This is a genomic window from Streptomyces sp. NPDC052721, assembly GCF_040678315.1.
Classification (GTDB): domain Bacteria; phylum Actinomycetota; class Actinomycetes; order Streptomycetales; family Streptomycetaceae; genus Streptomyces.
Genome location: NZ_JBFATL010000022.1, coordinates 45,528 through 59,278, shown reverse-complemented (window position 1 = coordinate 59,278; position 13,751 = coordinate 45,528). Strand labels below are relative to the sequence as shown.

Annotated in this window: 9 protein-coding genes and 3 pseudogenes; 7 read left to right on the top strand and 5 right to left on the bottom strand. The window is 69.5% G+C overall.

The window, feature by feature from the left end:
• The first annotated feature begins 483 nt into the window (after positions 1-483).
• The 3 genes from AB0L21_RS21635 (at position 484) to AB0L21_RS21625 (ending at position 5,777) form a co-directional block, all read left to right on the top strand.
• A complete protein-coding gene (locus AB0L21_RS21635) occupies positions 484-3,360 on the top strand; it encodes a LuxR C-terminal-related transcriptional regulator (protein WP_365785734.1) in 2,877 nt (958 codons plus the stop codon).
• Positions 3,361-3,502: 142 nt separating this feature from the next.
• Positions 3,503-4,537, top strand: coding sequence for a DUF4331 family protein (locus AB0L21_RS21630; protein ID WP_365785732.1), 1,035 nt, complete (start codon positions 3,503-3,505; stop codon positions 4,535-4,537).
• A 100-nt stretch (positions 4,538-4,637) separates the two neighbouring features.
• Entirely contained in the window at positions 4,638-5,777 is a 1,140-nt protein-coding gene (locus tag AB0L21_RS21625) for a HoxN/HupN/NixA family nickel/cobalt transporter (protein WP_365785730.1), read from the top strand.
• Here the strand turns inward: AB0L21_RS21625 and AB0L21_RS21620 are convergent.
• From AB0L21_RS21620 to AB0L21_RS21605, 4 genes and pseudogenes are all read right to left on the bottom strand, one after another.
• On the bottom strand, positions 5,774-6,226 hold the full coding sequence (locus tag AB0L21_RS21620) for a hypothetical protein (protein ID WP_365785729.1): 453 nt from the start codon (positions 6,224-6,226) through the stop codon (positions 5,774-5,776). The two genes, AB0L21_RS21625 and AB0L21_RS21620, sit on opposite strands and share 4 nt — an antisense overlap.
• A 225-nt stretch (positions 6,227-6,451) precedes the next feature.
• Positions 6,452-7,309 (bottom strand): methyltransferase domain-containing protein, encoded by an 858-nt coding sequence (locus AB0L21_RS21615; RefSeq protein ID WP_365785727.1) that lies wholly within the window; start codon positions 7,307-7,309, stop codon positions 6,452-6,454.
• A gap of 490 nt (positions 7,310-7,799) precedes the next feature.
• Positions 7,800-8,040 (bottom strand): annotated as a pseudogene (locus tag AB0L21_RS21610) (IS982 family transposase); the annotation flags it as partial.
• Between the two features lie 293 nt (positions 8,041-8,333).
• Positions 8,334-8,567 (bottom strand): annotated as a pseudogene (locus AB0L21_RS21605) (DUF4440 domain-containing protein); the annotation flags it as partial.
• A 366-nt stretch (positions 8,568-8,933) separates the two neighbouring features.
• On the opposite strand from AB0L21_RS21605, the gene AB0L21_RS21600 reads away from it, so the two are divergent.
• On the top strand, positions 8,934-9,125 hold the full coding sequence (locus AB0L21_RS21600) for a hypothetical protein (protein ID WP_365785821.1): 192 nt from the start codon (positions 8,934-8,936) through the stop codon (positions 9,123-9,125).
• Positions 9,126-9,159: 34 nt separating this feature from the next.
• Here AB0L21_RS21600 and AB0L21_RS21595 read toward each other — a convergent pair.
• Positions 9,160-9,801 (bottom strand): annotated as a pseudogene (locus tag AB0L21_RS21595) (IS5 family transposase); the annotation flags it as partial.
• Positions 9,802-10,584: 783 nt separating this feature from the next.
• Between AB0L21_RS21595 and AB0L21_RS21590 the strand changes: the two are divergent.
• The 3 genes from AB0L21_RS21590 to AB0L21_RS21580 are packed head-to-tail and all read left to right on the top strand — an operon-like array spanning position 10,585 to position 13,615.
• Positions 10,585-11,700, top strand: coding sequence for a bifunctional DNA primase/polymerase (locus AB0L21_RS21590; protein ID WP_365785725.1), 1,116 nt, complete (start codon positions 10,585-10,587; stop codon positions 11,698-11,700).
• A complete protein-coding gene (locus AB0L21_RS21585) occupies positions 11,697-13,217 on the top strand; it encodes a phage/plasmid primase, P4 family (RefSeq protein WP_365705388.1) in 1,521 nt (506 codons plus the stop codon). Before AB0L21_RS21590 ends, AB0L21_RS21585 begins: the two co-directional genes overlap by 4 nt.
• Positions 13,214-13,615 (top strand): DUF6009 family protein, encoded by a 402-nt coding sequence (locus AB0L21_RS21580; RefSeq protein WP_356119608.1) that lies wholly within the window; start codon positions 13,214-13,216, stop codon positions 13,613-13,615. Before AB0L21_RS21585 ends, AB0L21_RS21580 begins: the two co-directional genes overlap by 4 nt.
• Positions 13,616-13,751 lie beyond the last annotated feature (136 nt).

Sequence of the window (13,751 nt, the reverse complement as noted above, 5' to 3'; positions counted from 1 at the left end):
GGTCCGCCAGCCCGGCTGTAGTGCGGCCTCGACACCACCCACGGGACATCCCGGGGGTCCGGCATGGGGAGGGCCCCACAGTCAGGCGGCGGGACCAGCGGGAACGCATGCGTGCCGCGCCTGCCCCGTGAGGGCGCGAAAAGCCGAGAAATGCCAAAGCGGAGCCGGTGCGGAGCAGAGGGGGCGACCGGTGGGGAGCGGTCCCGTGGGATTCCGTGGGGTTCTCCCGACATCTCCCCTGGGGAGCACCCGGAGCACTTCTGAGGCGGTCTCGACAGCCAGGCGGGCACAACCCTGACCAGTATGTCGGAAGACACGGGGAAGGCCGCGCCCCCGGGCACGGGGGTCACGGCCGTACGCCCGATCGGCCGGCGACGCGGTGTCCGCACCCGTCCCGCCCTCGGTCGCCGACTCCCCCGGCACTGGCGCCTCGCGGTGTCGCGCCCCGTCCGTCGCAGTGAACACGGACCCCTGGAGGTTGCCTTGACCCAGGCGATTGACAACCCATGGACGGCGGCCGGTGCCGCCGCCGGGGTGTCCGCGCTCCCCGTGCGCGGACGCCGAGCGGAACAGGAACGGCTCACCCAGTGGGTACGCCGGCACGTCCACCGCAACGGCGGCGGGGTCCTGTGGATCGAGGGGCCGGCCGGTGCGGGCAAGTCCCGCATGCTGACCAGTGCCGGAACCGAGGCGGCCCTGGCCGGGGCCCAGGTGCTCACGGGCGCCGGACTGGCCCGCGGGCAGCTGACTCCCCTGGCACCGCTGCTGGACGCCCTCGCCGCCGAGGCCGACGACTTCGCCCACGGGCCGCGCGCCGGCTCACCCGAGGAGGGGGCGTCCTACTGGCTGCTGCGGGAGGTCGGGAACCGGCTGCGCGCCCTCTCCCAGGAGCGGCCGGTCGTCCTCCTCCTCGACGACGTCCACGACTGCGACGACCTGACCCTGCTGGCGGTGCGCACGCTCACGGCGCGGCTCGCCGGCCTCCCCCTGCTGTGGGTGCTCGCCTCCCGCGCCCACCCGGACGCGCCGGCCGTACGGACGCTGCGCCGGGATCTGCTCACCGGACAGGCCGCCCATCTCGAACTGCCGCCGCTCGCCCCGGACGCCGTACGGCAGATGACCCAGGACCTCCTGGGCCCGCGCGCCACGGCAGCGGTACCTTACCTGCGCTACCTCGACGGACTCCCGGGCCTGGTACGGCAGTTGTGCGCGCACCTCCAGGACGGCTCCCCCGCCGGCGCGCACGGCCGGGCCGACGCGCCGACGGTCCTCGCTGCGCTGGTCACCCGCCGTCTCGACCAACTCTCCGAGGACGGGCGGGAACTGGTGCTGATCGCCTCGGTGCTGGGCGGTACCCTCACCGTCCAGCACCTGTCCCAGGTACTCGGCCGCCCCGAGCCGACGCTGCTCCGGCCCCTGCGGGAAGTCCTGGCCGCCCAGCTGCTGCACGCCGGTCACGACCGGCTGTCCTTCCCGCACGAGGCGGTGCGCGAGGCGGTCGCGGCCACCCTCCCCCGGCCCCTGCGCCGGTCCGTCCGCAGGCGCTCGGTGGAGGTGCGCATGAATGCGGGTGTGCCGGCGGTGTCGCTGGCCGCCGAACTCATCGACCTCGCCGAGCCCGGCGACGCCCGAGCGGGGCGCGTCCTGCGGATCGCCGCACAGGAGCTGGCCCCCGTGGCGCCGGGCACCGCCGCCCGGTATCTCCAGCGCGCCATGGAACTCACCGAAGAGGTGTGCCCCGAGCGACAGCGGCTGTCGGCGGAACTCATCCCCCTGCTGTGGCAGGCCGGTGACGTCGCCGAGGCCCGCGACCTGGCCCGCCGAGTCGTCCAGGGCCCGCCCGATCCCCTCACCCACGCCCAGGCCTGCCTCGAACTGGCCCGCATGGGCAGCCAGTTCCGCATCCAGCAGCCGGACGCTCATATCCGCCACGTCCATCGCCGGCGCGATGTCCCGGTCGCCGTGAAGGACCAGCTGCTGTCGACGACCCTGCTGAACCGCCTGCTGGCGGGTGAGGTCGAGGTGGCCGGCGGTGCCATGGCCGAGTCGCTGATGCGGACGCGCGGTGTGCACCCGGTCAGTGAACTGACGCACCGGACCCTGCAGTCGATGAGCGCCTGCCATCGGCAGAACTGGGCCGACGCGCTGAAGCACAGCGAGGCCGCCGCGGCGGGCATCGCGCACCTCGACCCGGCCCGCGCCGCCGCTCTGCCCGAAGTGGCCCTCGCCACGAGCTGGCGTGCCGCGCTGCTGAGCCTGTCCGGGGACGACCGGAACGCGCGGGACCTCGTGGAAGAAGCGGCGCACGAGGCGGAACAGCGTGGCCGCCAGGCACTTCTGCCCCTGTGGCGGACCGCGCGGGCCCGACTCCTGCTGGAGGCCGGTCAGTTGACGGCCGCGACACGGGAACTGGCGTCGGCCGAGGCCGCGACCACGGCCACCGGGATGTCCTTCACAGGGGAGTTGACAGCCCTGTGCACCAAGGCGCGCGTGGCCTTCCACACCGGGAACGACGCGACGATGGAGGCCTGCGCGGCCCAGGCCGACGCCTGCCTCACGAGCGACGACCCGCAGCGCCGCAGGATCGGCGCGTGGATCACCGTGATCGCCATGACATACCGCGACGGATGTGCGGACCTGACGCCACGTCAACTCTCAGTGGCACTCCCATACTTGAGCCGAGGCTACGTCCACGCGACCCCCGTCGATCCCGGGGAGACGATCCTGCTGGTCCGTGCCGCGCTCGGCGCGGGTCTGCGTGAAGTCGCCGTCACCGCCGTCGAGTTCGCCGAGCGCCGGGCGCGGCGCAATCCCCGTTTCCCGCTCTTCGGGACCGTGGCCGCGCATGCGCGCGGACTCCTGGACGGCGACGCGGACAGGCTCGTGGAGGCGGCGGAGCGGTACGGGACCGCTCGACCGCTGCTCAGGGCCCAGGCGTGGGAGGACGCCGGCGGGCTGCCGACGGCGATGATATCGCCCGAAGCACGCGCCTGCTTCGAGCGGGCGCTGGAGGGGTACGAGGCGTGCGGCGCCCACCGGGATGTCCGGCGCGTCCGGAGCCGACTGCGCAAGCTCGGGATCAAGACGGGCGCCAGGCCGAGCGTCAAGCCCGCCGCGGCAGCCCCGGCCGCCGGAGCACCGGACGCCGGGTGGCGCGGGCTGACCCCGTCGGAGCTGGGCGTCGTACGCCTGATCGCGCACGGGGCGACCAACCGGCAGGCGGCCGAACGACTGTTCCTGTCACCGCACACGGTGAACACCCATGTGCGCCACGCGTTCGAGAAGCTGGGCATCCGGTCGCGTGTGCAGCTGGCCCGTCTCTACCTCAGTGAAGTCGACCAGCCGGGGGCTGTCGGGTAAACCCCACAGCCGTCGTGTGGGCGATGCTCAGCCCGCTCTGGAGCGTTCTCGACAGATTGCGGTGCGCGCTCTCACCAGACTGTTGAGCACGGCTTCGACACAGCGCTTCGACGCACGGCTTCGACATGAAAGCGAGAACGACATGTCCCACCACCTCGACTCCCCCATCGCCCGCCAGGACCCTCGTCTGGACATCACGGACCTGTATGTGTTCCGAGGTGAGCAGGGCACTGTGTTCGTCACGGACCACAGTCACTCGCTGGCCGGCGAGGACATCCCCCGTGGCCTGCACCCCGAGGGCAAGTACGAGTTCAAGATTGACTCGAACGGTGACGCCGTCGAGGACGTCACCTACCGCTTCACCTTCGCCGAGGCCGACGCGAACGGCGTCCAGACCTACGAGGTGCGCCGGCTGGCCGGGCCCGATGCGCGGGACGACTTCGCCGAGGGTACCGTCATCGGCCGGGGCCGCACCGGCGAGCCCCTGGAGCTGCCCGGCGGCAGCCGCGCCTGGGTCGGCAAGGCGGGCGACCCCTTCTGGATCGAGCCGGACGTGCTGCACGCCGTCGGCCACGCCTTCCAGGACGGGACCAAGGTCGACCTGTCCTCCTGGGACCCGGAGCGGGCGGCGAACCTGTTCGCCGGACACACCGTGTACTCGATCGTCCTGGAGGTCGCCGACGAGGAGCTGCTGCCCATCGCCGGTGCGGACCGCACGATCGACGTATGGGCCGTCGCCTTCCTGGCCACGGACGCCGGCGGCTGGCGTCCGATCAACCGGGCCGGCCTGCCGATGATCCACCCGCTCTTCACCCAGTACGACGAGACCCTCGGCGACCGGCTCAACGAGAACGTGCCGAGCGAGGACGTCGCGCTGTACGGCAAGGCCCTCACCAAGTCGGTCGCCGGTGTGGTCCGCGCCTACGGCACGGCCGAGGACCCCGAGGCCTACGCCAGGACGGTCGTGGACCGGATCCTCCCCAACGTCCTGCCGTACGTGGTCGGCACCCCCGCCTCGTACGGGTTCGCGCAGTGGAACGGCCGCACCCTCACGGACAACGCGCCGGACGTGATGTTCTCCTTCGCCAGCAACACCCCGGTGACCCTGGGCATCGGCAAGGAGTCGATCACCGCGAAGCCGTCACAGACGTTCCCGTACGTGCCGCCGGCGGCCTGAACGGTCTGACGCACCGAGCCGTGCGGACCTGGCGCAGGTCCGCACGGCTCTTCTCATGACCGCGCCCGCCCGACCCGCACCCACGGAAAGAGGAACCACGATGTCCGCTCCCACGCTGAGACCACTCCCCTCCCCCACCCGCCTGTCCACCGTCCGTGGCTCGCTGACCAAGGCGGAGTGGTCACGCCTGGGAGCCGTCTTCGCCGTCGTCACCGCCTTGCACATCATCGGCTGGGGCATCCTCGTCACGGTCGTGGCTCCCCACCACTTCACCGTGGGCCAGAAGAGCTTCGGCGTGGGCATAGGTGTCACCGCCTACGTCCTCGGGATGCGGCACGCCTTCGACGCCGACCACATCGCGGCCATCGACAACACGACGCGGAAGCTGATGAACTCCGAGAAGCGGCCGCTGACGGTCGGCTTCTGGTTCTCCCTGGGCCACTCCAGTGTCGTCTTCGCCCTGTCCCTCCTCCTGGCCTTCGGGATCAAGGGTCTCGCCGGCCCCCTCCAGAACGACGACTCCGCCCTGCACAACCTGACGACCTGGATCGGCACCCTGGTCTCCGGAGCGTTCCTGTACGTCATCGCCGCCATCAACCTCCTTGCCCTCGTAGGCATCTGGAAGGTGTGCCGGGGCATGCGCTCCGGCCGTTACGACGAGACGGAACTGGAGGAGCACCTGAACAAACGGGGCTTCCTCAACCGCGTGCTCGCCACCTTGATGAAGTCGATCACCCGCCCCGGCCAGATGTACCCGCTGGGCCTGCTCTTCGGGCTCGGCTTCGACACGGCGACGGAGATCGCCCTGCTGGTCCTCGCCGGCTCCAGCGCCGCCTCCGGCCTGCCCTGGTACGCCATCCTCTGCCTGCCCGTGCTGTTCGCGGCCGGCATGTCCCTGCTGGACACCATCGACGGCACGTTCATGAACTTCGCCTACGGCTGGGCCTTCTCCAAGCCGGTCCGCAAGGTCTACTACAACCTCACCGTCACCGGCCTGTCCGTCACTGTCGCCCTCCTCATCGGCACGGTGGAACTCCTCGGCCTGCTCGCCGACAAACTCGCCCTGCACGGCGGCTTCTGGGACTGGATAGCCGGTGTGGACCTCAACGCGATCGGCTTCGTCATCGTCGGACTCTTCTTCGCCACCTGGGCCGTCGCCCTGCTCGTCTGGAGATTCGCCGACGTGGAGGAACGCTGGACGAACGGCCTGACAAGCCGAGGCACACCACCATCTGTCTAGTCCACGGCAGCGGACCGGTCCCCCGGTCCCGAAACCTGCCCATCAGCGGACAGCGCCGTGGCGAACACCTCCAGCAGCTCAGCCGGCATCCGATAACCCTGCACCTTCCCGAAGCCCGGCCCCACCGGAGCGACAGGAGCACGCAGTCCATCCGGCCACCAGCCCAACCGGGCCCCCCGCTCCAGGGTCTGCCTCAACGCTCCGGCATGCCCGCGCAGACTCGCACCAGGAGTAAGCCGCAACTCCTCGGCAGACACGAACCCTTCCCCCGCCACGGCACCCTGAACGATCCGCCGAGCCCGCGCAGGCAACTCCTCGTAGAACCGCGCCGCACGCTCGACGTTCCAGTCGGTGTCCAACCGAACCCGGTCCGCGTGCTTGGCCAGCAACGCCAACAGATCCCGCTGGAACTCATCGTTGGGCTCCCTGATGGTCAGGATGATCTCCACAAGGCCCCTCGTCTCTTCTCGTTTATTCCCGTCTACTGTAACGGGACACACATCCCGAAGAACGCCCGCCGCCGCGCATCACGGATTTCCCGCCCGGACCCGGCCCCGAACGGCTCCCTATTACGCCGTAATAGCCAGTGGTCCGGACCAGAGGTCCGAACCACTGTCACCGAACCCCAGCAGAGGTGGCCACGCGACCCCTGGGCTATTACGCCGTAATAGCCGTCACCGAGGCCGGTAGACGGTGGCCAGCACGGAGACGGTGACCTGATCGGGCAGAAGGCCGTCATCGCTCACGTCGGCACGACTCACATGCCGTGCGCTAGGTGTCATCGCCACCAGATCCAGCACCTCCTGCCGGGTCAAGGGCTCGGTGTACTCGACGCGTTCGGTAACGACGGCCTCGAAGAAGGGATCCAGCGCTCGGTGTAGGCGTTCTTCCTTCGCTGGGTCGACCGTGACCATCGCAGAGACCCGGCTGCGCAGCTCGGCAAGATGCCGCCCGGTAGGACGGACCACGACCAGCCGACCCGTCGGGCGCAGCACTCGACGGAACTCGGCCGGGTTGCGCGGGGCGAACACGTCCACCACCACATCGGCCACTCCGTCGGCCAACGGAAAGGGACGGAAGACGTCCCAGGCCACCGCGGCGATACGTTCATGGACGCGCGCCGCTGAGCGCAGTGCGCGCACCGACGTGTCCAGACCCAGACCACGGGCACCGGGCAACTGGTCGAGTACGCCGGCCAGGTAGTAGCCCGTGCCACAGCCGACGTCCACGATGCTGGCGTGTGCGGGCGCGGAGTCGACCACCAGGCGGGCCACGGCTGTGCGGATGGGCGCGTAGATGCCGGTCGACAGAAATCGCTCCCGGGCCTGGACCATGGACGAGTCGTCGCCGCTGGTGGCACGGATGCCTGTCAGCAGGCCGGCATAGCCGTGCCGGGCGACATCGAACGTATGCCCCGCCGGGCAACGCAGTGCGCCACGGCTGGGGGACAGACGGGCTGTGCGGCAACGGCACGTGGGGCAGCGCAGCAGGTCGAGAGAGAGTTCGAGGGCAGGGGGAAGCAATACGGGCACGAGACACTCCTGGCAACGGTGAGGGGAAGAGACCGTGCCTGCGGGGGCGGACAACCCCGGAAGGGTGGTGACTCACCCAGCAGGCACACCAAGGAGGGCGACGCCGCCCGGCGTCGCCCTCAACGTCTCCCCATCACAGGAAGCAGCAGTGCGGGGTGCTCATGAATGCCACACCATGAGTCTACGAGCCTCGGTCACACAGCGCGGGCCGTCGGCTATTACGGCGTAATAGCCGGGGGAGGCTGCGTGGGGACTGGCGCTGATGTCGCCGGGATGGTGCCGACATGGTGTCGGCTACCTGATGTCTCGTACAGCTCGTTGAGCGACGCTTCGACGTCACCACAGGGAACCGTCACCAAGAGCCTCGACGCCGTCGTGCCACTTGGCTTCCAGGCCACGGCGGGCATCGTCGTCGGGAAGCATCCCGGAAAAGGCGTAAGCCCCGGGCTGCTGAGGCAGCGTCCCTGCCCTGGCTATTACGCCGTAATAGCTGTTCCAGGCTCAGCTGGCCTTTGAGAGCGTCGAAGACGGCCTCGATCACTGACGGCCTCGGGTGAGGCGGCCGTGCCAGAGCGGCCTGCCCTTGCGGTCCGGCCGCACCAGATGGCACCCAGGCGCTCGGTCAGCAACGCCTCGAAACCTCCCGCTGCCGTAGTCAGCAGACAGAGCCGAAAGCCCCAGCAGAAGCGGGAATGGCTGTGACAGTAGCTGCATCCGGCGGGCCCGATCAGCGGGCCGGGGTGAGGGTCTGAAGAGGGCAGGGGGCTGGCTATTACGGCGTAATCATCGTGACCACCGCAGTGGGGGAGTGGCGGCACCAGGGGACAGACGTCAGGCAGGGGCCAGCACGCAGATCTCACACTTTCTTTGACCCTCACCTGGTGGGAACGCCACCAGACGTACGTGCCCCTGGAGCCCTCCGGGCAACTCGCCGTCGGCCCCCGCCCTGTGGACGGACTGGAGGTGGGGGAGAACCTGCTGAAAGATCTGCCACAGCCCATCGGGTCGGACGCCAGACGCTCCGCTAATTCTGCCAGGTTGCCTCCGCACCCTGCTTGCGCCAGAGCGAACTGCGCCGTGCCCGGTTTCCATCCAGCGTGGTCTCGTAGGTGAGGTGCACCGGCCCCGGGGCCAGCAGGACACCGGTGACCTTCGAGGGCTCGTAGCGCGGACCGCCTTCTGCCGCACCGTCCATCTCGGGCAACGCGGCAAGCATCTCGTCATACGTCCACCGCCGCCCCGGCCCCGACCTTCCCAGGGCCCGCTTCGCAGGCGGCCGGCCACCTGCGCGGACAGCGAGCCCTGCTTCCAACTGCACAAAACCGCCATGGGCGTCTCGTCACGGCCGTCTGGGGTGGGGACGAGCAACTCCAACGCCGCTTACAGGCCCGCGCCTTCACCCCGCGCCGATGCGGGCGGGCGAACTCGGAGAGGAGAAGTCGCGGCAGGGCTGGGGCGTTTCCTGTGGATCACGAAGCGGGGACCTCCGTCCTGAGCCAGGAGGGGATGATCGGTGAAGCTAGCCTGGCGGCATGCCCAACTCCTGGCGGTCCAGTGCCGAAGCGTTCGAGCAGAACCTGGGCCGGCATGGCGTCGCCGCCGGTGCCAGCACCATGGAGGCGGCGTGTGCTTCATCGTTGAGTGGGGCGTCTGGGGCTGGACCGGGAACCGGCCCGCGCTGTCTCTTGGACGACTGCTGGCGGTCAACGAGCACGGCGATCGGCAGGATCCGTACGGGCAGCCCCAGTACTGGAAGGTGGAGTTCCAGGCATGCTTCGCCGAGGACCCCGCCTGGGCAGACATGTGGGCAGGGTAGCCGCACCTTCGGGTCGTCTGTCCGGCCAGATGAAGTATCGAGTGGCCAGGCCGCGCCACTGCTTGAGCTTGTTGATGCACCGCTCGACGGTGTTGCGCCGTCTGTACGCCTCGCGGTCGAAGGCCGGTGGTCGGCCGCCGGATCGGCACCGCTTCTTGCGCATGTCGGCCAGGACCATCTCCGGTGTGGTCCTGGGCCGGCCGACCGGCCGGGGCACCCGTAACCGGGCCATGCGAGCGGGCGGCAGCGGCTGTCCGCGGCGACGTGGATCTTTGTGGTCGGGCCGCCGGGGGAGCGTCCGAGGATGTGATGGTCCGGTTCGTCGGCCAGGGCCCTTTTTGACGGGCCCCGACGGCGCGCTGATGAGCCCGCACGATCGTGGAGTCGACCGCGACGACCCACTCAAGATCGCCCTCGGTGTCGGCTCGGGCCAGCAGAGCGGTGAAGACCTTCTCCCAGGTGCCATCCGCGGCCCACTTCCGCAGCCGGTTGTGGACGCCATGCCCTTCCACGACCCGAAGTGCTCGGGCAGGTCCATCCACGGCGTACCGGTGCGGTACTTGAACCCGATCGCGTCGATCACCTGCCGAGGAGCACGCCCCCGCCCGCCCCGCCGAGGTGTCCACCCGCGGAAAGCGGTGAGGTGGCCCGCAGTCGCGGACCTGCTTGCTCTCATCGACCGGGCAAAGCCCTACTGCACAACCGAACAAGACTGAAACGTCACTTCAGCCCCAATCGCTGGCACAGCCCGCATTGGGCGCGGTATTGTACAGGAATTCCAACCTAGCCTGCTTCGCCGGCGTCGGTGGTGGTTCAGCCAGACCGTGGGCGGGGACCGGTAACAGCGACCGAAGCGACTGAACTTCGGGATCTATCTGACGCGTCGGGGATACCGAAGAAGCACAGCCCGGCCGGGCGGGCGGGGGCTTCAGTCGCTGTCCCGGCCCCCTCCGAGTCTTCAGTCGCTGCCTCCAGTCCCCTCCCACCCTTCAGTCGCTGCCCCAAAACGCCCTTCCAGACGTCCTCCCACCCCCAGCGACTGAAGCTCAGCGACCCTGGGACGCTTCGGTAGCTGGCCCGAAGCACCGCAAAAGCGCAGGTCAGAGGGGTGACGGGGGAAACGCAGCGACTGAAGCGACCCAAGGTTTCTATATATGAGGGGATTATGCGCGCGCGTGTGCGCGTCATAGATAGAAGCCTTCAGTCGCTACAGTCGCTAAATGGGTAACCCAACCCCGCCTGACCTGCGCTTTTCTCAGCGACCGAACGACAGCGACTGAAACTCCTCAGTCGCTGGGGCTTCAGTCTCAGTCGCTGGGAGCCGCCGGGGAGCCAGGGAGGGGACGAGCAGCCCGACTTGCCTGCGCCTTTCCGGGGTGGACATTCCATGCTCCTCGCGCTCACGTTCGCTAGTCTGTGTGCGTCACTGGGTAGCTTCGGTCGCTGGTAGGGGGTGTGTATGTCCGCTGAGCTGCACTTTTCCACCAGCGACCCACACCAGGCATGGCCGGGGTCTTCAGTCGCTCCCGCCTCCCTGGCGACGGCGCGCTGGTGTGCCCGCCGGGGGTGGCCCGTCCATCCGCTGGCTCCCGGGCGCAAGACGCCCGCCGCCAACTGCGCGGCCTGCCGGGCCACTCCGCACCCTGCCGCCGAGTGCGCCTGTCTGCCGCTCGGTCGCTGGTGCCACGGTTTCCACGCGGCGACGCTGGACCAGCGCCGTATCGGCCAGTGGTGGGGCGCCCACCCGGACTTCGGAGTCGGGGTCGCCTGCGGGCCCGCCAACCTGGTGGTCATCGACATCGACGCCCACGCGGCGCAGCCCCCGCACCGCAGCCGCATACTGCCGGGCATCGCCATCGGTGAACAGGTCGACCTGAGCGGCCTGTCGAACGGCTTTCACACCCTTGCCGTGCTCGCGGCGTTGCGGGACCAGGCGAGCCCGGCCGACGACGAGACGACGCTGCGGGTGCGCACGCCGTCGGGCGGGATGCATGTCTGGTACCGGGCCGGGGACTACCGCCGCTGGCAGTGCTCGTCCGGGTCCAGCAGGGGCCGTGCGCTGGCCTGGCAGGTCGATGTGCGGGCGCACGGCGGCTACATCGTCGCTCCGGGCACCGTGACCGACAAGGGCACCTACACGCCCATCGGGAGCGTCCGGGAGCCGGCGGAGCTGCCCAAGTGGCTGGCGCAGGAGCTGGAGCGGACCGGGCACCTGCCCGCGCCCAACATCCCCGCGCCGCGTCCTGTGCCCCCCAGGGCGCAGCAGGCGGTCCTCGCGGCGGGCGGGGGCCGGGGAGGGGCCACGCGGGCCCTGGAGGCTATTCTGGCGCCCGTGTGGGCATGCGGAGAGCTGGCCGAGGGCGCCGGCTTCTCGGACGCCCTCAACCGGGCCGCGTACACCCTGGGAGGCCTGGTGGCGGCCGGGCGCGTGACGCTGACGGAGGCCGAACGCATCCTCACCGAGACCGCCGAGGCGGTCAGGCCGGGACAACGTCGTCGGGCCGAACAGATCATCCGCAGCGGTCTGACGGCCGGCTCCAAACGACCCCTGTACAACGGCGGGGGACACCTGTGACATCGCCGAGCAACCAGAAACTCTTCGACTTCGATCCCGCCGCGGTGGCGGCCCAGATCCGCAGCCAGGTCGCTCTGCCCCTCCCGGCACAGAACGACTCCGGCCGGGTGAGCGACCCGCGGGTCACGGCCGCGGGCCTGCTTCCTGACACCCTGTCGGACCGAGGCAACGCCAAGCTGTTCGTGAAGCTGTACGCCAACGACTACCGGCATGTCCCGGGGATCGGCTGGTACCGCTGGGACACCACCCGCTGGCAGATCGACGAGGACGACACGGTCCTGTGGGCCGCGGGGGACCTGGCCGAGAACATCGCGCTCCAGGATCCGCGCGGTGTCTTCACCGCGGCCTCCCTCCAGCAGCACCGCAAGCGCGCGCTGTCCACGGCGGGCATCAACGCCATGCTGGCCCAGGCCAAGTCGGCCCCCGGCATGGTCCTGAACGCATCGCGGCTGGACGCCGACCCGTACGCCCTGTGCACGCCCGACGGGATCGTCGATCTGAAGACCGGGCTCATCAAGGCGCCCGACCCGAACAAGGACTTCCACTCCCGCTCGACCACGGTGGGCCCCCAGCACGTGCCCACCCCCCGGTGGAACCGCTTCCTGACGGACACCTTCGGCGACGACGCCGAGGGAACCGAGATGATCAGTTTTCTCCAGCTGCTGCTCGGGTATTCCGTCACGGGTGATGTCGGTGCTCAGGTCCTCCCGTTCCTGTTCGGTTCCGGAAAGAACGGTAAATCCGTCCTTCTGGACGTCCTGATGCGGTTGCTCGGGGATTACGCGGATGCGGCGCCGCCCGGGTTCCTGATGTCGCGCCCTTATGAGGGTCATCCCACCGATCTGGCCGAACTCCACGGCCGCCGGGTCATCGTGTGTTCCGAGGTGAAACCCGGGGACAAGTTCGACGAGGCCCGGGTCAAGCTGCTGACCGGCGGTGACCGGATCAAGGCCCGGCGCATGCGGCAGGACTTCTTCAGTTTCCAGCCCACCCACAAGCTCTGGCTGCTCGGCAACCACCGTCCCGAGGTCGGGACCGGCGGCTTCGCCTTCTGGCGCCGTATGCGTCTCATCCCGTTCGAGCGGGTGGTCTCCGACGACCGGAAGATCGACAACCTGGCCGACATCCTGGTCACGGAGGAGGGGCCCGGCATCCTCGGCTGGCTCATCGACGGGGCGCGGCGCTATCTGGAGGGCTCCCGGGACCTCACGGGCCCGGAGCGGGTCAGGATCGCCACGAACGCCTACGCCGAGACGGAGGACCACACGGGCCGGTTCTTCGAGGAGTGCTGCGTCCTGTCCGCCGACCTCCGCGCCGAGCAGACGGGCCTCTACAAGGCGTACAAGGACTGGTGCCACAATGAGGGAGTGCCCCCCATGTCTTCTCGTGCCTTTGCCGCGCGGGCCCGGGAACTCGTCGGATTGGCGTCGCCGAAGGAGATGATCCTGTCCAACCAGCGGAAGTACTACCCGGGTATCGGTCTGCTCACCGGCGAGGAGAGGGAAGCCGTCGCATGAGCTCCTTGATCACCGAAGACGAGATCAGTCACGAGACGGACCTCGTCTGGCTGGAAGACATCGGGCAGCTGGACTACGTTCGGCAGAGTCTCGACCGGCTGCCCACGCGGAGGGGAAAGCCGGCGTATCACCGTGACGGACGCATGGTGGGATACGCCTGCCTGAGCACCGAGGCGAAGCCGTCGCGTTCTTCGGGGACGTTCAGGCGCCGGGTGTTCTGGCTGCTTCCGCACGACCGCGACAGCGAGCCGGAGGGCCTGTACGCCAAGGGCGCGCCCGCCGAGGCCGTCGACCCGCGCACCCTGTCGGCGCGCGTCAAGGGCTACAAGACGGAGCGTTCCGAGGGAGGTCCGCCCTCCAGCGCCATGCAGGAACTCGGGATAACGCTTCCGCTCTGATCCGTTCTGGGCGCGGTTTCCCGAAAATATCGCACCTCGATATCAGGGTGTCCGTACGGCGTCCTGTTTCGCCGGGGAAAATATCGGGGTGCGACGTTCAGCATTCTCACCGGGGCAGGGAAACGGAGAGTTTCCG

Bases quoted from the DNA above. Each gene is read 5' to 3' on its own strand.
- AB0L21_RS21630 (WP_365785732.1), top strand. From the start codon at position 3,503: ATGTCCCACCACCTCGACTCCCCCATCGCCCGCCAGGACCCTCGTCTG.
- AB0L21_RS21625 (WP_365785730.1), top strand. From the start codon at position 4,638: ATGTCCGCTCCCACGCTGAGACCACTCCCCTCCCCCACCCGCCTGTCC.
- AB0L21_RS21590 (WP_365785725.1), top strand. From the start codon at position 10,585: ATGTCCGCTGAGCTGCACTTTTCCACCAGCGACCCACACCAGGCATGG.
- AB0L21_RS21580 (WP_356119608.1), top strand. From the start codon at position 13,214: ATGAGCTCCTTGATCACCGAAGACGAGATCAGTCACGAGACGGACCTC.